At 73.4% G+C, this 19,566-nt stretch carries 23 protein-coding genes and 1 pseudogene; 11 read left to right on the forward strand and 13 right to left on the reverse strand.

From position 1 onward, the window contains the following. Positions 1 to 263: 263 nt before the first annotated feature. From ABZ117_RS11055 to ABZ117_RS11065, 3 genes and pseudogenes are all read left to right on the forward strand, one after another. Entirely contained in the window at positions 264 to 587 is a 324-nt protein-coding gene (locus ABZ117_RS11055; protein ID WP_356819466.1) for a hypothetical protein, read from the forward strand. Between the two features lie 5 nt (positions 588 to 592). Next, a pseudogene (locus tag ABZ117_RS11060) lies at positions 593 to 745 on the forward strand (universal stress protein); the annotation flags it as partial. 175 nt (positions 746 to 920) lie between these two features. Next, a complete protein-coding gene (locus tag ABZ117_RS11065; protein ID WP_356819467.1) occupies positions 921 to 1,613 on the forward strand; it encodes a pyridoxamine 5'-phosphate oxidase family protein in 693 nt (230 codons plus the stop codon). A gap of 407 nt (positions 1,614 to 2,020) precedes the next feature. Here ABZ117_RS11065 and ABZ117_RS11070 read toward each other — a convergent pair whose 3' ends face one another. After that, on the reverse strand, positions 2,021 to 2,479 hold the full coding sequence (locus tag ABZ117_RS11070) for a GNAT family N-acetyltransferase (protein ID WP_356819469.1): 459 nt from the start codon (positions 2,477 to 2,479) through the stop codon (positions 2,021 to 2,023). A 290-nt stretch (positions 2,480 to 2,769) separates the two neighbouring features. Here ABZ117_RS11070 and ABZ117_RS11075 point away from each other — a divergent pair, with 290 nt between their 5' ends. The 3 genes from ABZ117_RS11075 to ABZ117_RS11085 all read left to right on the forward strand — a co-directional run bounded on the left by ABZ117_RS11075 (position 2,770) and on the right by ABZ117_RS11085 (position 4,705). After that, positions 2,770 to 3,111 (forward strand): STAS domain-containing protein, encoded by a 342-nt coding sequence (locus ABZ117_RS11075; RefSeq protein WP_356819470.1) that lies wholly within the window; start codon positions 2,770 to 2,772, stop codon positions 3,109 to 3,111. A 638-nt stretch (positions 3,112 to 3,749) separates the two neighbouring features. Next, positions 3,750 to 4,238, forward strand: a complete 489-nt coding sequence (locus tag ABZ117_RS11080) for a hypothetical protein (RefSeq protein WP_356819472.1) — start codon at positions 3,750 to 3,752, stop codon at positions 4,236 to 4,238. Next, positions 4,235 to 4,705, forward strand: a complete 471-nt coding sequence (locus ABZ117_RS11085; RefSeq protein WP_356819474.1) for a PP2C family protein-serine/threonine phosphatase — start codon at positions 4,235 to 4,237, stop codon at positions 4,703 to 4,705. Before ABZ117_RS11080 ends, ABZ117_RS11085 begins: the two co-directional genes overlap by 4 nt. A gap of 85 nt (positions 4,706 to 4,790) precedes the next feature. Here the strand turns inward: ABZ117_RS11085 and ABZ117_RS11090 are convergent, their stop codons facing one another. Next, complete coding sequence (locus tag ABZ117_RS11090) at positions 4,791 to 5,636, reverse strand: RNA polymerase sigma factor SigF (protein ID WP_356819476.1); 846 nt, start codon at positions 5,634 to 5,636, stop codon at positions 4,791 to 4,793. Between the two features lie 285 nt (positions 5,637 to 5,921). Between ABZ117_RS11090 and ABZ117_RS11095 the strand changes: the two genes are divergently transcribed. Both ABZ117_RS11095 and ABZ117_RS11100 read left to right on the forward strand, forming a co-directional pair. Beyond that, positions 5,922 to 6,329: a YciI family protein gene (locus ABZ117_RS11095; protein WP_356819478.1), complete on the forward strand. Its 408-nt coding sequence runs from the start codon at positions 5,922 to 5,924 to the stop codon at positions 6,327 to 6,329. 8 nt (positions 6,330 to 6,337) lie between these two features. Then, the gene (locus ABZ117_RS11100; RefSeq protein ID WP_356819848.1) at positions 6,338 to 7,483 is read left to right on the forward strand and encodes a DUF6596 domain-containing protein; all 1,146 of its coding nucleotides are present in this window, start codon (positions 6,338 to 6,340) and stop codon (positions 7,481 to 7,483) included. Positions 7,484 to 7,889: 406 nt separating this feature from the next. On the opposite strand, the gene ABZ117_RS11105 is transcribed toward ABZ117_RS11100, so the two are convergent. From ABZ117_RS11105 to ABZ117_RS11150, 10 genes are all read right to left on the reverse strand, one after another. Continuing rightward, positions 7,890 to 8,843 carry an anti-sigma factor RsbA family regulatory protein gene (locus tag ABZ117_RS11105; protein ID WP_356819480.1) on the reverse strand — a complete coding sequence of 318 codons (954 nt, stop codon included), beginning with the start codon at positions 8,841 to 8,843 and terminating at the stop codon, positions 7,890 to 7,892. Then, a complete protein-coding gene (locus ABZ117_RS11110; RefSeq protein WP_356819482.1) occupies positions 8,840 to 9,715 on the reverse strand; it encodes an MEDS domain-containing protein in 876 nt (291 codons plus the stop codon). The genes ABZ117_RS11105 and ABZ117_RS11110 overlap by 4 nt, the downstream gene beginning before the upstream one ends. Positions 9,716 to 9,794: 79 nt before the next feature. Then, on the reverse strand, positions 9,795 to 10,163 hold the full coding sequence (locus ABZ117_RS11115; RefSeq protein ID WP_356819484.1) for an STAS domain-containing protein: 369 nt from the start codon (positions 10,161 to 10,163) through the stop codon (positions 9,795 to 9,797). Then, a complete protein-coding gene (locus ABZ117_RS11120) occupies positions 10,160 to 11,449 on the reverse strand; it encodes a SpoIIE family protein phosphatase (RefSeq protein WP_356819486.1) in 1,290 nt (429 codons plus the stop codon). The genes ABZ117_RS11115 and ABZ117_RS11120 overlap by 4 nt, the downstream gene beginning before the upstream one ends. Continuing rightward, positions 11,449 to 12,252 (reverse strand): alpha/beta hydrolase, encoded by an 804-nt coding sequence (locus tag ABZ117_RS11125; protein ID WP_356819488.1) that lies wholly within the window; start codon positions 12,250 to 12,252, stop codon positions 11,449 to 11,451. Before ABZ117_RS11125 ends, ABZ117_RS11120 begins: the two co-directional genes overlap by 1 nt. A 72-nt stretch (positions 12,253 to 12,324) precedes the next feature. Then, on the reverse strand, positions 12,325 to 12,639 hold the full coding sequence (locus ABZ117_RS11130) for an ANTAR domain-containing protein (RefSeq protein WP_356819490.1): 315 nt from the start codon (positions 12,637 to 12,639) through the stop codon (positions 12,325 to 12,327). Further along, positions 12,636 to 13,019 carry a GAF domain-containing protein gene (locus ABZ117_RS11135; RefSeq protein ID WP_356819492.1) on the reverse strand — a complete coding sequence of 128 codons (384 nt, stop codon included), beginning with the start codon at positions 13,017 to 13,019 and terminating at the stop codon, positions 12,636 to 12,638. The genes ABZ117_RS11130 and ABZ117_RS11135 overlap by 4 nt, the downstream gene beginning before the upstream one ends. Positions 13,020 to 13,516: 497 nt before the next feature. After that, the gene (locus tag ABZ117_RS11140) at positions 13,517 to 14,044 is read right to left on the reverse strand and encodes a hypothetical protein (RefSeq protein WP_333738840.1); all 528 of its coding nucleotides are present in this window, start codon (positions 14,042 to 14,044) and stop codon (positions 13,517 to 13,519) included. Positions 14,045 to 14,198: 154 nt separating this feature from the next. Continuing rightward, positions 14,199 to 14,723: an ATP-binding protein gene (locus ABZ117_RS11145; RefSeq protein ID WP_356819495.1), complete on the reverse strand. Its 525-nt coding sequence runs from the start codon at positions 14,721 to 14,723 to the stop codon at positions 14,199 to 14,201. 321 nt (positions 14,724 to 15,044) lie between these two features. Next, the gene (locus ABZ117_RS11150; RefSeq protein WP_356819497.1) at positions 15,045 to 15,968 is read right to left on the reverse strand and encodes an NADP-dependent oxidoreductase; all 924 of its coding nucleotides are present in this window, start codon (positions 15,966 to 15,968) and stop codon (positions 15,045 to 15,047) included. A 138-nt stretch (positions 15,969 to 16,106) separates the two neighbouring features. Between ABZ117_RS11150 and ABZ117_RS11155 the strand changes: the two genes are divergently transcribed. After that, on the forward strand, positions 16,107 to 17,141 hold the full coding sequence (locus tag ABZ117_RS11155; RefSeq protein ID WP_356819849.1) for a helix-turn-helix domain-containing protein: 1,035 nt from the start codon (positions 16,107 to 16,109) through the stop codon (positions 17,139 to 17,141). Here the strand turns inward: ABZ117_RS11155 and ABZ117_RS11160 are convergent. Then, positions 17,093 to 17,602 (reverse strand): DoxX family protein, encoded by a 510-nt coding sequence (locus ABZ117_RS11160; protein WP_356819499.1) that lies wholly within the window; start codon positions 17,600 to 17,602, stop codon positions 17,093 to 17,095. The genes ABZ117_RS11155 and ABZ117_RS11160 overlap by 49 nt on opposite strands. Before the next feature lie 210 nt (positions 17,603 to 17,812). On the opposite strand from ABZ117_RS11160, the gene ABZ117_RS11165 reads away from it, so the two are divergent. Both ABZ117_RS11165 and ABZ117_RS11170 read left to right on the forward strand, forming a co-directional pair. Continuing rightward, positions 17,813 to 18,850, forward strand: coding sequence for a zinc-dependent alcohol dehydrogenase family protein (locus tag ABZ117_RS11165; RefSeq protein ID WP_356819501.1), 1,038 nt, complete (start codon positions 17,813 to 17,815; stop codon positions 18,848 to 18,850). A 165-nt stretch (positions 18,851 to 19,015) separates the two neighbouring features. Next, entirely contained in the window at positions 19,016 to 19,387 is a 372-nt protein-coding gene (locus ABZ117_RS11170) for a hypothetical protein (protein ID WP_356819503.1), read from the forward strand. Positions 19,388 to 19,566 lie beyond the last annotated feature (179 nt).

The following is a 19,566-nucleotide window of genomic DNA, read 5'->3' on the forward strand; positions in this document are numbered from 1 at the left end:
ACGACGGCCGCGACTTGTCGCGTCCTGCCCGGACGGTGCGCGGAACGCTTCGACCCGTGACGAAGATGTCCTTTGGGCGCCCCTGATTGATCACAGTCGGTCACGTGGTGGCCGTCCCATAGGGCCGGTGGGCCCCGCACAGGGACCGGCGGCGGTCCGGCTCTCCTGCGAACCGTCGAGGCCCACGGTGACGGTGCGGGTGATGGTGCCCACCTCCTGATGTCGCGGGCCGCCGCTGCGGGTGTGGGAGCCGGTGGCCCCCCGTGGCGAAAGCCCCGCTGCTGGGCGCGCAGACGCACCAGCGGTGGACCGAGCGCGTCCCGGGAGAAACGGCCGAGGGCCTGCGGCTGCGGCACCCCGCGGTGGAGGCCGTCGCCGAGCAGCGCGCCGGCAGCCCCGGCGAGGTACTCACGGCGACGGCCGGCGGGCCCGAACCGATGGTGCTCGGTCCCCGGGGCCTCGGCGGTGCCGTGGGCGTCCTGCCCGGCGCTGCTCGGCGCTGCTCGGCGCTGCTCGGCGCGGCGCTGCGCTGCGGGACGCGACCACCGGCCGGACGGAAGCCCGGGTGCACCGCTCCACGCCGGTGAGCGCAGCCCGGAAGGTGCTCGTGGATCGTTCGGCCGCCGCCGACCTCGTCGTCATCGGTGCCCGCCGGCGCGAGGACCATCGCGGGCTCCAGCTCGGCCGGGTGGCGCACACCCTGCTGCACGACACCCGGCGCCCGGTGGCGGTCGTACCCCGGCGGGGGTGCCCCGACCGGTGGCGCCGAGGACGGCACGCGGTCCGCGGGGACGGGGAGCGGTTGACCGAGCCGGGGCCGCCGGAATCGGTCATGGTGGACAGGCGGGGCGACAACGGAAGCGGGCGAGTGGGCCGGGGGACACCGGAAGGTGGCTCCGCGGACCGGGGAGTGAAGGACGATGGCGGAACAGGGAGCACCGGAGCAGACCCCGTCGACCGCGGCGGGCGGTCCCCCGCAGGGCGACCTCGGACGCCGCGTCGAGCGACGGCGGACAGAGCTGGGCCTCACCCAGGAGGAGCTGGCCTTCCGGGCGGCCATGGCCCCGAGCTACCTCGCGCACCTGGAGAGGCACAGCACCGCGGCACCGGAGGCCGGCACCCTCCTCCGGCTGGCCGGGGCGCTCGGCACCAGTCTCGCGGAACTCGGCGGCGGCCACGCCGACCTGCCGGCGGGCATCGGCCACGCCGCCCGGGCCCCCCGGCTGAGCGAACTGGACGAGCAGGAGTGCCGTCGGCTGCTGTCGACCCACGGCGTGGGAAGGATCGCCGTGTCCACGGAGGGCGCCCCGCTCATCGTCCCCGTCAACTACAGCGTCGTCGACGACGCCGTCGTCTTCCGGACCCAGCCGGGGACGGTCTCCCTCCAGGCACTCGGCCGTGAGGTGGCCTTCGAGGTAGACCGGGTGGACGACGCGCTCAGTCAGGGCTGGAGTGTCGTGGTACGGGGACCCGCGGAGGCGGTGACCGATCCCGACGCCGTACGACGCCTCGCCGAGCGCGCCTACAGCACGCCCTGGGCCGGCGGGGAACGTGACGCGTGGGTCCGCATCGGGATCACCGCTCTGACCGGCCGCCGTATCGACGTGCAGTGAGCCCGTCCGGCCCCCGGGGCCGGCCCCTCGGCCGGACACCGGCGGGCCTCCGTTCCCGGCGGCCGGATCACGAGAGCGGCATTCCGTACGCCCCGATCCCCGTGCGCCCCGATCCCCGTACGCCCCGATCTCCGTGTGCCCCGATCCCGTGGGACCGAGCCCCGGAGACCCTGCGGGGAGGTCCGGCTCACCGGCGACCGCCGGCGGCTGACGCCGGTCCAGGCTGCGCACCCGCTGCCGGCACCGCGGGTCCCGCCCGCGGGCCGTCCGCCCGACCCCGCACCGACTTCGTCCCGGGCCCGGGGTCCGCGGTCCTCGACGACTGCGTCCCCGCCCCGCGCGGGGATGCGCCGCCAACGGTCACGACACGCGTGCCTCCCGGCCCTCAGGGCAGGACGGACCCGCGATCAGTGGTGACGTGCGGCCGGGGCCGGCTCGCGCACCATGAAGACGTCCACCGGGCCCTCGGCCTCCACCCTGAACCCGTGCCGCTCGTACAGCCGGCGGGCCGCACTGCCCTGGAGCACGTTCAGCCGGACCACGGCGCCCTCGTGGTCGCACCGTTCCAGAAGCCGGCGCAGCACCGAGGCACCGATGCCGTTGCCCTGCGCGCGGGGGGCCAGGTAGAAGTGCTCCAGCCAGTGGGCGTCCTCGGCCGGCCGCAGGGACACACTGCCCGCGAACGCGCCGCCCACCTCGATCACCCAGGTGTGCGCGGACGAGAACCCGTCGCGCAGCCGCTGCCGGACCCGCTGCTCGTCGTACCGCCCGAGCCGCTCCAGATCGGCCCGCAGCACCACGGCCCGCAACTCGGCCACGGCCTCGATGTCCGCCGCCGAAGCCGGCCGCGTCCCCCAATCCGCCATGATCGTCACAGTAGCGCGCCGGTTTCCCCCGGCCCCGGGTGATCCTCGTCGCGGCCTGGCCCGCGGGCCAGGGGCGGGCTGGTCACATCAGGGGGGTGTGTGCGACGCTGCGATGAGCCAGCCTGGTCTGGTGAGAGACCCCGCGCTGTCTCCAGGCCACCCCATCCCGGTGACCGGAGAGCGGTACGGGTGGTCTTGCTCGGCTGTGCGCGGCCGGACGCCGCGCGCTTGACGGCCCGCCCTCGGGCGGCAGCCGTGAGGAGGCTCGATCCCGGAACTGGGGACGATCCATGCCCGAATTCACCGTGACAGTCGCCCATCATCCCGAAGAGAGCGTCATCGCCGTGACCGGCGAGATGGACATGAGCACCTGCCCGCAGGTGGAGGAAGCCACCATGGCGCTGCCCGCCGGCAACGTTTCGCTGCGCCTCGATCTGTCCGGCATATCCTTCATGGACTCCATGGGCCTCAACCTGCTGCTGACCCTGCGGCGCCGTCTCCGGGCCGGCGGTGGCCGCCTGGTCCTGGCCGGTGTCCAGGACCAGCCCTGCGGCCTGCTGCGCCTGACCGGGGCGTACCCGCTCTTCGACATCACCGAGGCCGCCGACAGCCTCGCCGGGTCGGGGCGCTGACCGCGCCTCGCCCGGTGGCCGGCGACGCGTCACTGCGTCCCCCGTACCAGGCCCCGCATCGCCGCACCGGCCCGCTGCCCGTCTCCGCGCCGCCGTAAGGCGCCCCGCACGTCCGTGCCCAGCCGGCCGCGTGCCACCGAAGCGGAACCGCGCCCATTCCGGTCCCTTCCCGCCAGTCGCCACGCCCCGCCATGCCCGCCCGCTCCCGCGCGTGCTGCCCGGTGTCCCGCACGACACACCTCGTCCCTGTGGACGTGCGCCGGACGAGGGTGCGCGCGCTCGGCCCGCTCCTCCGCCCGCCGCCCGCCGTACGGGAATGGGGACCGTCGTGCCGGATCGTGACGAGGCGGTGCAGGGCACGCTGGCGGGCCTGCCGGCCGAGAGCCACCTGATGCCGTTCGAACGCCTGCCCTCCCGCGTGGCCGACCACGCCGCCGGGGCCGGGTTCGGCGACGTACGGATCTACCTGGGCGACCTCCAGCGCGATGTCCTGCGCCTGCTCACCGGCAAGGGACGGGACGCCGCGGAGGGCGCGCCCGAGGACGCCGGCGAGCTGACCGTGGAGGGCAGCGTCGCCGGCCGCGGCTACATGCACGGGGAGATCGTGGCCGACGGCGGCGCCCGGCCCGGGTGCACGGATGGTGGGTGCCGCTGCTGGACGCACCGAGCGGCTCGGCGTGCTGCACCTGACCTCCGCGACGGACGACGCGCGGGTACGACGCGACATGTACGCCCTGGCGTCCCTCGTGGCGATGCTCGTCGTCGGCCACCGGGACATCAGTGACTCGTACGCCCGGCTGGCCCGCGTCAAGCCGGTGAACGTCGCCGCGGAGATGCAGTGGACGCTGATGCCGCCGCGCACCTACGCCGACGGCCGGGCCGTCGTCAGCGCCGTCATGGAGCCCGCCTACGAGGTCAGCGGCGACGCCTACGACTACGCCACCGCCGACGACGTCCTACACCTGTCGATGTTCGACGCCATGGGCCACGACACCGCCGCCGGCATCACCGCCAACCTCGCCGTGGGCGCCTGCCGCAACCAGCGCCGGCAGGGCACGCCCCTGCCCGGCCTGGGCAACAGCATCGAGCGGGTGTCCTGGAACAGTTCGGACCCAGCCGGTACGTGACCGGCGTCCTCGCCGACCTGAACACCTCCACCGGCACGCTGACCTGGACCAACCATGGTCACCAGCCACCGATCCTCATCCGCGACGGCCGCTGGAGCACCCTCCTGAGGTGCCCGCCCACCCATCCCATGGGCACCGACCTGCGCCTGCCCACCACCGTCTGCCACGAGCAGCTCCAGCCCGGCGACCGGCTCGTCCTCTGCACCGACGGCATCACCGAGGCCCGCACCGCCGACGGCAGGGAGTTCGGCCTCAGCCGGTTCACCGACTTCCTCATCCGCCACCACGCCGACCAGCTGCCCGTCCCGGAGACCCTGCACCGGCTCATGCGCGCCGTCCTGAGGCATCACGACGACCACCTGCGCGACGACGCCGGCATCCTGGTGTGCGAATGGCTCGGCCCCGGCTCCCACCTGCCCAGCGCCGCACCCCTCGCCGGCATCCCCGGCCCCTGCGGCCAGGGCTGAGGAGCGGCGACCGCACCGGCGTGGCACACATGCCGAAGCCCGCCGCGGGACGGCGGGCTTCGCGCGGGGGAGTGAACGGGAGCCGTCAGTCGCTGGTGAGCATGCCCTCGCGCAGTCGGGCGAGGGTGCGGGACAGCAGCCGGGAGACGTGCATCTGGGACACGCCCAGGCGTTCGCCGATCTGGGCCTGGGTGAGTTCCTCCACGAACCGCATGTGGATGATCTGCCGGTCACGCTCGCCCAGTTCGGCGATCAGCGGGGACAGCGCCTGGAAGTCCTCCACCAGCTCCAGGGCCGCGTCCTCGGTGCCGATGAAGTCCTGGAGCGCGGTCTCACCGTCCTCGCTGGTGCCGAGCGCGGCGTCGAGGGAGGAGGAGTTGTAGCCGTTGGCGGCGAGGCGGGCCTCACGCACCTCGTCCTCGGGCAGGCTCAGCAGCTCCGACAGTTCGCGGACCGTCGGGGTACGGCCCAGCCGGCTGCGGAGTTCCTCCGTGGCGCGGGCCAGCTGGACCCGGGCCTCCTGAAGGCGCCTCGGCACGTGCACGGCCCACGTGGTGTCACGGAAGAACCGCTTGATCTCACCCACGATGTAAGGGATGGCGAAGGAGGTGAACTCCGCCTCCCGCGACAGCTCGAACCGGTCGATCGCCTTGATCAGTCCGATCATGCCGACCTGGACGATGTCCTCCATCTCCTCCGGCCCACGGCTGCGGAACCGGCCGGCCGCGAAGCGGACCAGGGACATGTTCATCTCGATCAGCGTGTTGCGGGCGTAGCTGTACGCGGGAGTGCCCTCTTCCAGCACCGCCAGCTGCTCGAAGAACAGCCGCGACAGCTCGCGCGCGTCCTTCGGCGCGACCTTGGAAGGGTCGGCGACCTCCGGCACCCCGGCCGTCCGTAGGTCCGTCGCCGTCACGCTCATGAGCGCCATACTGTTTCCCCTCCCACAATCGGATCCCGTCGCCGCCGCCCGCCCGGAGCGGCCGTCGGCGCAGCGCCTACCCCCTCATCCTGCACCCATGCATGCCATCCGCACCAATATTCGGAACCGGGGCCCGCGACTGTCCCGGAACCGGGGCCCGCGACGAGGACCGCGGCGCCCGGCTGTGGAACCCGGAGAAGATTCTCTCGCCGCGATGTCGAGAACCCGTGACCGGCTCCGTCCCCGGGGTGAACGTGACCACAATGGGTCGCGTCGGCACCGAGGAGAGACACGATGGCCAAGTACCTGCTGCTCAAGCACTACCGCGGCGCTCCCGCTCCGGTGAACAACGTCCCGATGCACCAGTGGACGCCCGAGGAGGTCACGGCGCACATCCGCTACATGCAGGACTTCGCGGCCAGGCTGGAGGGGACCGGCGAGTTCGTCGACGCCCAGGCGCTCGCCCCCGAGGGAACCTTCGTCCGGTACGACGGCGAGGGGCGCCCGCCGGTCACCGACGGGCCGTTCGCCGAGACCAAGGACCTGATCGCCGGCTGGATGATGATCGACGTCGACAGCCACGAGCGCGCCGTCGAGCTGGCCGGGGAGCTGTCGGCCGCCCCCGGGGCGGACGGGAAGCCGATCCACGAGTGGATCGAGCTGCGCCCGTTCCTGGCCGCGCCGCCCACCATCACGGAGTGACCTCTGCGATGAACGAGGCCCTGCTCCGGAGCCTCACGCCGAGCGTGCTCACCGTCCTCGTCCGCCGCGGAGCCGACTTCGCGGCGGCCGAGGACGCCGTGCAGGACGCGCTGGTCGAGGCGGTCCGCGTCTGGCCGGCCGACCCGCCGCGGGATGCGAAGGGCTGGCTGATCACCGTGGCCTGGCGCCGGTTCCTCGACGCGACCCGGGCGGACGCCGCCCGCCGCCGGCGGGAGGACCGCGTCGACGAGGAACCGGCGCCCGGGCCCGCGCCCGCGGCGGACGACACCCTCCAGCTCTACTTCCTGTGCGCCCATCCGTCGCTGACGCCGGCGTCCGCGGTCGCGCTCACGCTGCGCGCCGTCGGCGGGCTCACCACCCGCCAGATCGCCGACGCCTACCTGGTGCCCGAGGCGACCATGGGGCAGCGGATCAGCCGGGCCAAGCGCACCGTCTCGGGAGTGCGGTTCGACCGGCCCGGTGACGTCGCCACCGTGCTGCGCGTCCTCTACCTGGTCTTCAACGAGGGCTACTCCGGTGACGTCGACCTCTCCGCCGAGGCCATCCGGCTCACCCGGCAGCTCGCGGCCGCGATCGACCACCCCGAGGTGGCGGGGCTGCTCGCCCTCATGCTGCTCCACCACGCCCGGCGCGCCACCCGGACCAGGCCCGACGGCAGCCTGGTGCCGCTCGCCGAGCAGGACCGCGGCCGGTGGGACACCGCGTCGATCGCCGAGGGCGTCGCCGTTCTTCAGACGGCCCTCGCCCGCGACCGGCTGGGCGAGTTCCAGGCCCAGGCCGCCATCGCGGCACTCCACGCCGACGCGCCCACCGCCGGGGAGACCGACTGGGTGCAGATCGTGGAGTGGTACGACGAGCTGGCGCGCCTGACCGACAGCCCGGTCGTCCGGCTCAACCGCGCGGTGGCCGTCGGCGAGGCCGACGGACCGCGCGCCGGCCTGGCGGCGCTCGCGGCGCTGGACGACTCGCTGCCCCGCCACACCGCGGTGGCGGCCTACCTCCACGAGCGCGACGGCGACCTGACGAAGGCGGCCAGCCTGTACGCCGAGGCGGCCCGCCGGGCACCCAACCTCGCCGAGCGCGACCACCTGACCCGCCAGGCCGCCCGGCTCCACACCCGCCGGCCCCGCTGACGCGTCCCGCCGCGCGGAGGGACGTGGACGGACGTCGCACGCGACCTGGCCGGTGGACTGGTCCCACGCGGTCGCCGGAGCGTTCGCCTGGTGGCGGCGGCCCGCGAACCGCACCGGACGGCTGATGCTCTCCCACCACGTGGAGACCGGCACCGCCGTACGCGTGACGTCCCGCGCGCCCGCCGGCTTCGGCTGTCTCCACAAGGACCGGATCGCCGACCTGTGGAACTCACCGAGGCGGTCGAACGGGTCGCGGCGGGTGGGCCCTACATCGATCCGGACGTCGTACGGCGTCCGCTCACCCGGCACCTGGGAGTCGGCGGCAAGACCGTCGAGACGCACGTGCGCGACATCTCAGGTACCTCGAGGCGGGAGGCGAGCCGGGGCTCCGGGCGGGCCTCGCCGGTCAGTCCACCGTCACGTGCAGGCGCACGGTCAGGCCGGTGGGCAGGGCCCGGATCTCCACCAGGTCACAGAGCTGGTGCATCATCCACACGCCCCGGCCGCCGGCCGGGGAGAGCGGATCGGGGCGGCGCCGGCCCACGAGGGGATCGGTGAGCCGGCCGCGGTCCTGTGTCTCGGCGATCAGTGTGTCGTCCCAGCGCCACAGCCGCAGGGTGCCCTCTCCTCCGCCGTGGCGCACGGAGTTGCCCGTGGCCTCGTTGACGGCGAGCAGCCAGTCGGTACGGCGTCGCGGTGACAGGCCCGCCGCCTCGGCCCAGTCCGCGGCGGCGTCGCGCACGCTCCCGAGATCCCGCTCACCGAAGCGCAGGACGACCGCGTCCGCCGGTTCGGGCAGCGGTGTGTCGCAGTCGCGGCCCACCTCGTGCGCGTCCACGTGCTGCGGACTGTGCCGGTAGTCGCCGGGACCGCCGATGACCGGGTGCGTCCGGTACGCCTGCGCCAGAACCGTCTCGGGCAGCGCGGAGTCGTAGGGGCACAGGATGGTCGCGGGGCGGCCGGCGAACGCCAGGTTGATCAGGGCCTCGTGGCGGGTGGCCTCGCGTGCTTCCGCGCGGGTGCGGCCCGGCCAGATCGGCTCGCCCACGATGGACGGGTGCCGGTCCGCGTGCCGGTCGGCGAACTCCTGGAGCATGGACAGGATGCGCCCGGGGTTGCGTCCGGCCTGCCGCATATCGACCCAGGTGACCTCCCCGGCCTCCGCGCCGAGGACGTCCCGGAGGAGATTCAGGCGTGTGCCGGGCACGGCGACCAGCTGGGGGCGGCCCCGCACCGCCTCCGCGCGGACGAAGCCCCCGACGCCCTTCAGGTAGTCGTCGTCCGTGGTGTAGAAGAGCGCCGGATGGTGGAAGGCCGCGTACTGACCCGGCTCGGCGGACGGTCTCGTGTAGGTGGTCATCGGCCTGCCGTCTCTATGCCGGCGCCCAGCTCCGGGAAGAGTTCCAGCATGCGGTGGAGCGCGGGCGGCGCCCCCAGGAGTCGCACGGGTGTGTCCGAGGGGCGTCGCAGCGCCGCCCGGGCGATGTCCGCCAGCGCCGCGACGTCGAGGTGGTCGAGGCCCGACAGGTCCAGCGTGACGTCTTCGGCCGAGGACACGGAGAGCGCCGCCGCCGCCGAGGCGGTGACGCGCCGGTTCTCCCAGCCGGCCGACCCGGACAGCCGGAATCCGGCCGGTCCGGCCAGCGGCGCGACCGCCATTCCCGGCTCGCCGCCCGGGCACGCGGCGGGGTCCGACCGCGCCAGGTGTGCCGCCGACAACGCGGCCAGGTCCTCGGGGGGCACCAGGCGCCGGTCGTAGAAGCACCAGGCCCGCAGGGGCAGCTGCTCGAAGACCTCGTGGTGGATCCGCAGCTCGTACTCCAGCAGACGCTCGGCGCCGGCTATCTCCCGGTTGCCCCAGGACATCTCGCCGATCGCCCGCAGCCCCCGGTATCCCCGCGCCGCGGCCGCCTGCACGGCCTGCCGCCACAGACCGATCATCGCGTCCGGGTCGAAACGGTCCCCGGCCAGATACGTCTCGGCGGCGGTGGTCACCACGAGCTGTCCGCGCCGTACGGCGGAGGGGGCGTCGATGCCCCGGTCGAGGAGCGTGCGCGTCACGAGATCGGGCGCGGTGGCATCCGCGAAGTACCGCACCTGTTCGTCCCGGTCGAATCCGGCCCGGACGAAGCTGACGAGATGGCCGGCCCATTCCGCGTCGGTCGCGTACGTCACAGCGGCATGCCGGTCCGCGGCGGTCTCACCGCTCGCGCTCACGGACGTGGCGTGCATCGGACCACCTTGCCCCTTCCGGTGCGACCGACCGCCACACGGATTCACCACATTACCGCAGGGTCTCCACCGTTCCGGGTCAGGACAGGGCGGCGTTCTCGCTGCCGTTGTCACTGCCGTTGCCGTTGCCGTTGCCGGGGAGGAGGGGAAAGACCTGGTCGAGGCCGACGATGCGCAGGATGCGCAGTGTGTGCACGGGGACGGCGGCGAGCGCCATGTCCGCGCCGGCGGCGAGGGCGTGGTGGTGGGCGGCGATCAGGGCGGTGATGCCGCTGGAATCGCAGAACGTCATGCCGGCCAGGTCCAGGACGAGGCGCCGGCCTGCCGGCAGGGCGAGGGTGGGGAGCAGCTCACGCAGCTCGGTGGCGCTGCCGTAGTCCAGGTCGCCACTGATCTCCAGGACGGGACCGTTCGCGGCGTCCCGGACGGTGATCCTCAGCGGGCTCATCGGCTGCTACGGGTCCGGGGGCCGGCGGCGGGGACGCCGAGGGCGAGCAGGGCGGTGTCGTCGTCGAGGCCGTCGCCGAAACTGGCCAGCAGTCCGGCCAGGGCTTCGATGACGGCTTGCGGGGAATTCCCCGCCTGGCCGGCGGCGAAGGCGAGCAGTGCCTCGTCCCCGTACAGGCCGGTGCGGTCCTCGCCGGTACGGGCTTCGGTGAGGCCGTCGGTGTAGAGCAGGAGGGTGTCGCCGGGGGTCAGGGTGGTGGAGGCGGTGACGAAGCGCGCGGCGGGCAGGATGCCGACGAGGAGCCCGCCCGGGGTGGGCAGGAAGTGGGCGGTGCCGTCGGCGCGCAGGACGACGACCGGGGGATGACCGCCCGAGGCCAGCTGGACGGCGACCCGACCGGTCGTGGGGTCGGGTTCGAGCGTGCCGAAGACGGCGGTGCAGTAGCGCGGGTCACCGCTGCCGGAGTAACGCTCGTGGAGCACCTCGTTCAGGGTCGACAGGGCGGCGACGGGGTCGGCGTCGTGCAGGGCGGCGGCGCGCAGGGTGTAGCGGGTCAGTGAGGTCACCGCGGCGGCCTGGGGCCCCTTGCCGCACACGTCGCCGAGGAAGAAGGCGAAGCGTTCGCCGCCGATGGGAAAGACGTCGTAGAAGTCGCCGCCGAGCCGGTCGGGGGACGCGGTGTGGTAGTGGGCGGCCGCCTCCATGCCGGGCACCGGCGGCAGCGCGTCGGGCAGCAGGGACTGCTGGAGCACGGCGAGCGCGTCCTTGAGCCGGGCCCTGTCGGCCTCTGCCTGCTTGCGCGCTTCCTCGGCGACCTTCCGGCCGCGCAGGAGTTCCTGCTCGTAGGCGCGGCGGTCGCGGGCGTCGAAGACGGTGGTGCGGATCAGCAGCGGCTCGCCCGTGCTGCCGTGCTTGACCAGGGAGGAGACCAGCACCGGGATCCGGCCGCCGTCGGCCTGCTTGATCTCCAGGGCGATGCCGCTGATCTCGCCCTGCATCCGCAGCAGTGGCGCGAAGTGCGTCTCGTGGTACAGCTTGCCGCCCACGGGCAGCAGGTCGGCGAACCGCATCCGGCCCACCACCGCCTCCCGCTCCAGGCCGAGCCAGGCCAGCAGCGTGGCGTTGATCTTCGCGATGGTGCCGTCCATGAGGGTGGACAGGTAACCGCAGGGCGCGTTCTCGTACAGTTCCTCGGCGCTGTCCTCCAGCAGGGCGGCGAAGGCGGCATCCGACGTCTTGTCGTCACCGGCTTCGCAGGGGTCGGGCTGCTGCCCGGCGCGGCACATCACCGCAGGCCCGCCAGGAAGCCGGTGATCGCCTCGTTGGTGGCCTCGGGCGCGGACAGGTGCGGGCAGTGCCCGGTCGCGTCGAGGGTGACAAGCGTCGAACCGGGAATCGCCTGGTGGACGAAGGCGCCGACCTCGCGGGGGGCGATGACGTCCTGGGTGCACTCCAGCACCAGCGTCGGCACCTGCACACTCTTCAGGTCGTCCCGCGAGTCCGACAGGAACGTGGTCCGGGCGAAGGCGCGCGCCATGTCCGGGTCGGTGGCGCAGAAGCTGTTCCTCAGCTCCTCACCCAGTTCGGGCCGGTCCGTGTTGCCCATGATCACCGGTGCCATCGCCGCCGACCAGCCCAGGTAGTTGGACTCCAGGGAGGCCAGCAGCTCGTCGATGTCCTGGGCGCTGAAGCCGCCCCGGTACCCCTCGTCGTCGACGTACCGCGGGGACGGCGCGACCATGACCAGCGCCCCGATGCGCTCCGGAGCCGCTGCGGCGGCCAGGACCCCGATCATCGCGCTGACCGAGTGCCCCACGAACACCGCGTCGCGCAGGTCGAGTTCCTCGCACACCTCCACCACGTCCCGGGCGTACCCGTCCAGTGAGGCGTAACGGTCCTCCGAGAAAGCGGAGGCGTCGGAGCGGCCCGAGCCGACGTGGTCGAACAGGACCACCCGGTAGTCGTCGGCCAGGGCGGGCACCGTGAGCCGCCACATGTTCTGGTCACAGCCGAACCCGTGAGCCAGCACCACCGTCGGCCCCTGCGGGTTGCCGGTGATGGTGACGTTGTTCCTGCGACCGATGTCCATACCCTCAGTGTCGCAGGCCGCGACGACCGTCACCGCAGGGGCGCCGATCGCTCCACGCCCCACCCGGCACCTTCACACGTACACCCGGTCACCTGCACATATGTCCGTACGGCAGAGGCTCTCGGGGGCGCGGGTTCGGGAGGCTTTCGCGTGGGTCGGATCACCCTGGGTCGCGGGGCCGGGGTGACGGGGCGGCTGGGGGTCATGGCCGGGGCCGCAGGGGCGGCAGGGGGTCGGGGGCCGGCCGGCGATGTCGGTCAGCAGACGGGTGCGGATGGCGCGGAGCTTGAGGTCGGTCTGCTGGGGGAGCCTGCGCAGCAGGTCGTAGTCCTCCTCCGCGGTGCGCTGCCGCTGCCGCATCACGCTTCCGACGGCCTGGTCGATCACGCTGCGGGACGCGAGCGCGCTCTGGAGGTCACGGTGAAGTCCTCCGCGCCCGCCAGGCGCTGGGCCAGCGCGATCGCGCCGCGGGCCCGGGCGGCGAACAGTGCCAGCTCCCGCCGGTCCCGCTCGGTGAAGGCGTTCCGGCCGGTGGCGTAGAAGTCGAGGGCGCCGGCGGTGTGGGTGCGTGCGCAGACCGGTACGGACAGCGAGGAGCGGACGCCCGGACCGGCCGCGAACCGCGGGCAGCCGCCCCACCGGGTCTCCTCCAGCACGTCCGGCACGTGCACGAAGCGGCCGGTCCGCAGGGCCTGGAGACAGGGACCGTCGTCCTGGCCGTACTGCCTCTCGTCCAGCTTGTCCGCGACGCCTCCGGTACTGACCACGGTCAGGGGCCGTCGACGGCGCTGCAAGGTCACACCGCAGCCGTCCGCTCCGTCGTCCGGGGTGCTCAGGAGCCGTAAGGCAAGTAAGGCACGTGGCCCTGATCAGTCCGTGCCTTACAGATGTACGGGGGTTCGTCAGGCACGTACGTCAGCGGCGGTCGTACTCGGCGCTCTGGGCCCGGGAAGTGGGTGAGCCGTTGCCGTGGCGGGAGCTGCCGGACGGCACTGCGGTGCCGGCCGAGGACGGCTCGCTCCAGCGGTACGAGACGATGTGCACGCCGATGCGCAAGGACCTGGAGTGACGTGGGATCTCACCCACGACGGCATAAGCACCCCTCGCTCCCGCCACGAACGTCATCCTCGCCGACGACGCGACGGGCGAGCCGGCCGCGCGCGACGGCTACCGCTCCGCGCGGCTCGACCTGATCGCCCCCGCCAGCCCGCCGACGATCGGGCGAGCGGCTCAGAACGTCCTCCCAGTCGGACTCTGCCAAGGCTCAGTCGAGGCTTCTGTCAGGTCGGGTGTAGAAGGACTCGACGCCCCGCCAGGGCGAGGGGCCGCCCAGTGATCGGTCCAGGCGCCGTTGGGACGGGGCGAGGGAACAGCGGGCCGCATTGACGAAGCTCAGGTGAGCTTCGCCCAGCGCGGTATGAATCGGCCGCAGTTCTTCGAGGTCGGTCGGCTGACGACCATGGAAGAGGATGGTGAAGTCCTCCAGGATCTCGCAGACCCTCTCGGCTGCTGCGCTGGTCGCCGGGTCGGCAACGAGGCTGACCGAGTGCTGGGCGGCCACGAACGGCACCCAGTCGACGGCAGGCCTGCGCTCGTCGAGGAATGCCTCGCGCAGCTCCGCCTCCACGGCCCCGAACGCCTGCAGGAACTTCTCGTAGGCGGCGGTCTGCGTCCCCTGCAGCCATTGCTGGTGCTGGCCGCGGCGCCCGACGACACCGCCGGCGATGACGCCCACGACCGTTGCGGTGACACCACCTGCGGTGGATATCAGCAGATCCCATGAGACAGTCAAGCCAGGTCTCCTCACGATGGATGAGCGAGGCGCCCACGGGTGGCCCCGCGCTGAACGAAGCCCACGTGATGAGCGTCAATTCTTGTCCACTGGGAACCAGCCCGAGCCGGTGCGGGCATGCCCGGTACGGCTGCGTTGTCGTGGGCCGCAGCCGTCACGCGAACGACGGCCACCGGGCGGCCGCCCACTCCCGCCAGCCCGCGTAGCCGGGCGGCGGGCCGGCGGCCCCGCGGCCAGCCAGCTCCGCCGCGTCGGGCTCCTCGAAATGAGCCCGCCCGTGCAGGATGTCGGCCTCCGACATCGGCAGCGTCTCCTCGGGGGCGGTCGCCCAGCGGTGGGCGATACGGGAGCGTTGGGTCTCCTCGTCCACCGGCAGGTAGACCATGCGGAAGCACGCCCCCTCGGCCTCCGCCAGCCAGCGGATCGCGAACCGTTCGTCCCGTGACCAGCAGCCGTAGTCCACGACGACGTCAGTGCCGAGTCTGACCGCCTCCAAGGCGAGCCAGAGCATCCGCCCCTCCAGCACGTCGCGCTTCCCGTCCGCCTCCGCCGCGCCGAACAGGGGAATCATCCAGTCGTCGGGCGTCAGGCGCAGCGCGCCGTGCTCCGCGGCGAGCTGCCGGGCCCGCGTGGTCTTTCCGGCCCCTGGCAGGCCGACCATCAGGAACAACGTGGTCACACCCGGATCGTGGCAGGGAAGCCGATCAGACCACCACCGTTTTTTCCAGATGCCCACTGACCTGCTCGGACAGCCCAGGAACACCAGATAAAAGGGGGAGACACCGACGGCCTCGTCGATCAGGTGCTGGAGGAACTCCGTCAGCGAGTCGGTCTCTCCAGCAGCCGGTCGATCATGTCCATTTCGTGCTGTACGCGGCCCGGCCGGTCCACCGCCTCTCGCCTCCCGCAGCGAACTGCGCTGCCGGCTCGGCCTCGCCGCACTGATACCCCCGCCGGCGGATGTGTCCCCACCGGCTCGGGGCGCCGCCCCGCTCCCCGGTCAGACGACCGTCAGGACGATCTTGCCGGTGGTGCGGCCCCGTTCGCCGATCTCGTGCGCCTTCGCGGCCTGTGCCAGCGGTACGACGGTGTCGACCACCGGCCTCAGCGCGCCGCGTTCCACCAGGGCGGCGATCTCGCGCAGACCCAGGTGGTCCGGTTCGACCAGCATCCACACCGCCCGCACCCCGTCCCGGGCGGCGGGGACGTCGTCCGGGCCGGGCAGGGTGATCAGCCGGCCGCCGGCCCGCAGCACCCCCACGGACCGCTCGGCGATCTCCCCGCCGAGGCCGTCCAGTACGACATCGATGCCGGACACGACGTCCTCGAACCGTACGGCGCGGTAGTCGACCACCTCGTCCGCGCCCAGCTCGCGCACCAGGTCGTGCTTGCCGGCGCTGGCGGTGCCGATGACGTACGCGCCGCGTGCCTTGGCGATCTGCACCGCGAGATGGCCGACCCCGCCGGCCGCCGCGTGCACCAGCACCCGCTCGCCGGGACGCACGTCCGCCGTGTCCACCAGCGCCTGCCAGGCGGTCAGCGCGGCGAGCGGCAGCGCCGCCGCCTCCACGTGCGTCAGGCTCGCCGGCTTGGGGGCGAGATGCCGGGCCGGCGCCACCACGTACTCGGCGTAGGCGCCTGCCTGGCGCGGGAACAGCGGCATGCCGAAGACCTCGTCGCCGGGACGGAAGACGCCCACACCCGGGCCGACGGCCTCGACGGTGCCGGACACGTCCCAGCCGACCGCCGGCACGGCGCCCCACTCGATGAGGGCCCCGCCGGCCCGGGTCTTCCAGTCCACCGGGTTCACCCCGGCCGCGTGGACGCGCACCAGCACCTCGTTCAGTCCGGGTTCCGGGCGCTCGACCTCCCGCTCGGCCAGGTTCTCCGGTCCGCCCCACTTTTCCACGACCACCGCGCGCATGATGTCCGCCTCGTTTTCCGTATCGATCGGCTCGGCGCCGGGACCTCCCCGGCGCGACGCGGTCCACCATCCGGCACCCGGGCCCGCCGCGGCTTTGGCCGTTCGGCCATGATGTGCCAGGATCTGGCCATGAGTGACATGTGGTGCGCGGCGGCGGAGGACGAGCGGGACCCGGCGGGGCCGGTGCCCCGGCGGCACCGGATCGCGGTGCTCGCCCTCCCCGGGGTCCCGCCCTTCGAGCTGGGCATCCCCTCCCGTGTCTTCGGCAGCGTGCAGGACGCCGGGGGCCGCCCGCTCTACGCCGTCACCGTCTGCACCGCCGACGGCGCCCCCGTCCTCAGCGACGCCGGGTTCACCGTGCAGCCCGCGGCCGGCCCCGAGGCCCTGGCCGCCGCCGACACGGTGATCGTCCCGCCCACGCACGCGATGCCCGAGCTGGGCAGCGGCGGCCCGCTGCCCCCCGAGGTCACCGCGGCCATCGCCGGCATCCGGCCCGGCACCCGGCTGGTGTCCATCTGCACCGGGTCCTACGTGCTGGCCGCGGCCGGGCTGCTCGACGGCCGCCCGGCCACGACCCACTGGAACCTCGCCCCGGAGTTCCGCCGGGCCTACCCCAGGGTCAAGGTCGACGAGGACGTCCTCTTCGTCGACGACGGCGACGTGCTGACGTCCGCCGGCGTGGCCGCCGGGGTCGACCTGTGCCTGCACATGATCCGCCGCGACCACGGTGCCGCCGCCGCCAACCGGGCCGCCCGCATGTGCGTGGTACCGCCCTGGCGGGACGGCGGGCAGGCCCAGTACATCGACCGCCCGGTCCCCGTGCCCACCGTCGCCAGCACCACCGCCACCCGTGCCTGGGCCCTGGAGCACCTCGGCGAGCCGCTGTCCCTCGCCCGGCTCGCCGAGCACGCCCGGATGAGCCTGCGCTCCTTCTCCCGGCGGTTCCGCGACGAGGTCGGCATGACCCCCGTGCAGTGGCTCACCGCACAACGCCTGGAGCTGGCCAAGCAGTTGCTGGAGACCACCGACCTGTCGATCGATCTCGTCGCGCACCGGGCCGGCTTCGGTTCCGCGAACTCCCTGCGCGCGCACATGAGGACGGCCTTCGGGGTGTCACCCGCCGCCTACCGCCGGACCTTCAGCGCCAACGACCTCGTCGGCAGCCGCGGTTGACCGCACCCGCCGGCCCCGGCGGCGCCACCGGCGTCGGACGCGGCGGGCGGGCGCCTCTTCGGCAGGACGTCGACGGCGCAGGCGCCGGGTCCCGGACAGGCGATCAGGAGGAACGGCCAGCAGAACAGGACGGCCGGCTCGCCTCCGTTGCCGATCGGGAACAGGGCGTGGGACCGGTGGACGCCGAAGTAGGCGTAGGCCATCGAGCCGGAGCAGACGACGGCCGCGCCGCGGGTGAACAGGCCCAGGCACACGGGGACGCCTCCGGCCGGCTCGATGGCCGCGGCCCACCGGGCGGGCCACTGCACGGCGGGCACCGTGCCGCGGCCGTGGGCGCCGCCCAGCACGCCGAACAGGGACGCCACGCCGTGACAGGCGAGGAGGAAGCCGGTCACCAACCGGAACAGGGCCTCCAGGGCGGACCGCGCCGCGCCCGACGGCTGTGCCGGTGAGAGGTTCATGGGGGTCACTCCACAGGTCTGAGTTCCCTCTGAGGGCCGCACACCCGCGGGGATCATTCCGGCACAGGTCGCGCCGGTCTGGGTACTGGTCCGGGGCACGGGGTGGCGGCGACCGCGTGGAGCCGGACGCCGTGACCGTGCCGACAGGCGGCCGTCACCGCTGACCGGCCGCCCGCACCCACCGTCAACGCCGAGCGGAGAACACCTCTCATGCGAGCCACCTTCATGTACGGCAGCGGCGACGTCCGGGTGGAGGACGTCCCCGAACCGACGATCGAGCAGCCCACCGACGCGGTGGTCCGCGTCGTACGTTCCTGTATCTGCGGCAGCGACCTGCACCCCTACCACACCATGGAGAAGTCGGACCTGGGCGCTCCCATGGGGCACGAGTTCCTCGGCGTCGTCGAGGACCTCGGCGCCGAGGTGTCCGTCCTGCGGCGCGGTGACCTGGTGGTGGCACCGTTCGCCTTCGCCGACAACACCTGCGCGCTGTGCCGGGAGGGCCTGCACACGTCCTGTCCCCAGGGCGGTTTCTTCGGCCCCGGCAGCGGCTGCGGCGGCCAGGCCGAGGCGGTCCGCGTCCCGCAGGCGCAGGGCAGTCTCGTGAAGCTGCCCGTCGGCGAGGACTCCGGGCTGCTGCCGTCACTGCTGACGCTGTCCGACGTGTACGGCACGGGGTACCACGCCGCCAGGACGGCGCACGTCGGCCCGCGCACCACGGTGACCGTCATCGGTGACGGCGCGGTCGGTCTGCTGGCGGTCCTCTCCGCCCGGCAGCTCGGCGCCGAGCGGATCATCCTCATGGGGCGGCACAAGGACCGTACCGACCTGGGCGGCGAGTTCGGTGCCACCGACGTCGTCCCGGAGCGCGGGGAGGAGGGCGTCGAGCGCGTGCGGGAACTGACCGGCGGTGACGGCACGCACACCGTCCTGGAATGCGTCGGCTACATGAACGCCTATGAGACGGCGGTCGGCGTGGTGCGCCCCGGCGGTGTGATCAGCCGGGTCGGCGTACCGCAGTACGAGGAGGCGCCGGTCGGCTTCGGCAGCCTGTTCCGCCACAACATCACCCTCACCGGCGGCCCGGCCCCGGTCCGCGCCTACATCGAGGAACTCCTGCCCGCCGTGCTGGACGGCACGGTCGACCCGGGGCGCGTCTTCACCCGCACGATCGGCCTGGACGAGGTGCCCGACGGCTACCGGGCCATGGACCGGCGAGAGGCCCTGAAGGTCCTGGTCACACCCTGACGCCGTCGGGCGGAAAGCCCGACAGGCTTCAGCCGAAGGGGCGTCGAGGACGGCGCGAGGCGGTTTGGACGGTACCGGGCGAGAGACTCGGCCTCTGACACGGAGGGCGCCCGGGACCCGCGGGCGCATCAGCGCATCGGCGCATCGGCGCAGAAAGGAGTCCTCATGTCCGACGAGAAGACCGGGACGCACGTGCCAGGACACGAGACACTGCCGCTGCCGGACTACGACCACCTTCCGCTGGGCAGCCTCCAGCACCGCATCCGCACGCTCGACGAGCCTGGCCTGCGCGAGGTGCTGACCTACGAGGAAGCGCACGGCAACCGGCTTCCCGTCGTGGAGGCTCTGCGGGCCCGGCTCCAGGAGCTGCGCGAGGGGGCACAGCCGTCAGGGGGCTCCCCGCTCGCGCCGGCCCCGGAGCGCGCGCCCGCGCCCGACACCGGCTCCCCGGTCTCGCCCGCCACCACGGGCCCCGCGATGAACCCGCCGGCCCACGGCACCCCCGAGAATCCGGCGCAGCCCCGCTCGACGGGCTGACGCACGGCGGACCGGCGCCCCCGCCGGACCGGCTGCTCACTTCCCTGTACGTCCCACCTGTTCGGTGAGAGTGTGGAGGCGAGCGAGCCCCGGGCCGGCTGTCACAGCCGGCCCGGGGCTCGTGAGGGGTTCGCTTGGGCAGTCAGGCGAAGGCCGTCAGCCCGTGAGAGCCGACAGCT

The organism is Streptomyces sp. NPDC006309 (assembly GCF_040613095.1).
In the GTDB taxonomy this organism is placed as follows: domain Bacteria; phylum Actinomycetota; class Actinomycetes; order Streptomycetales; family Streptomycetaceae; genus Streptomyces.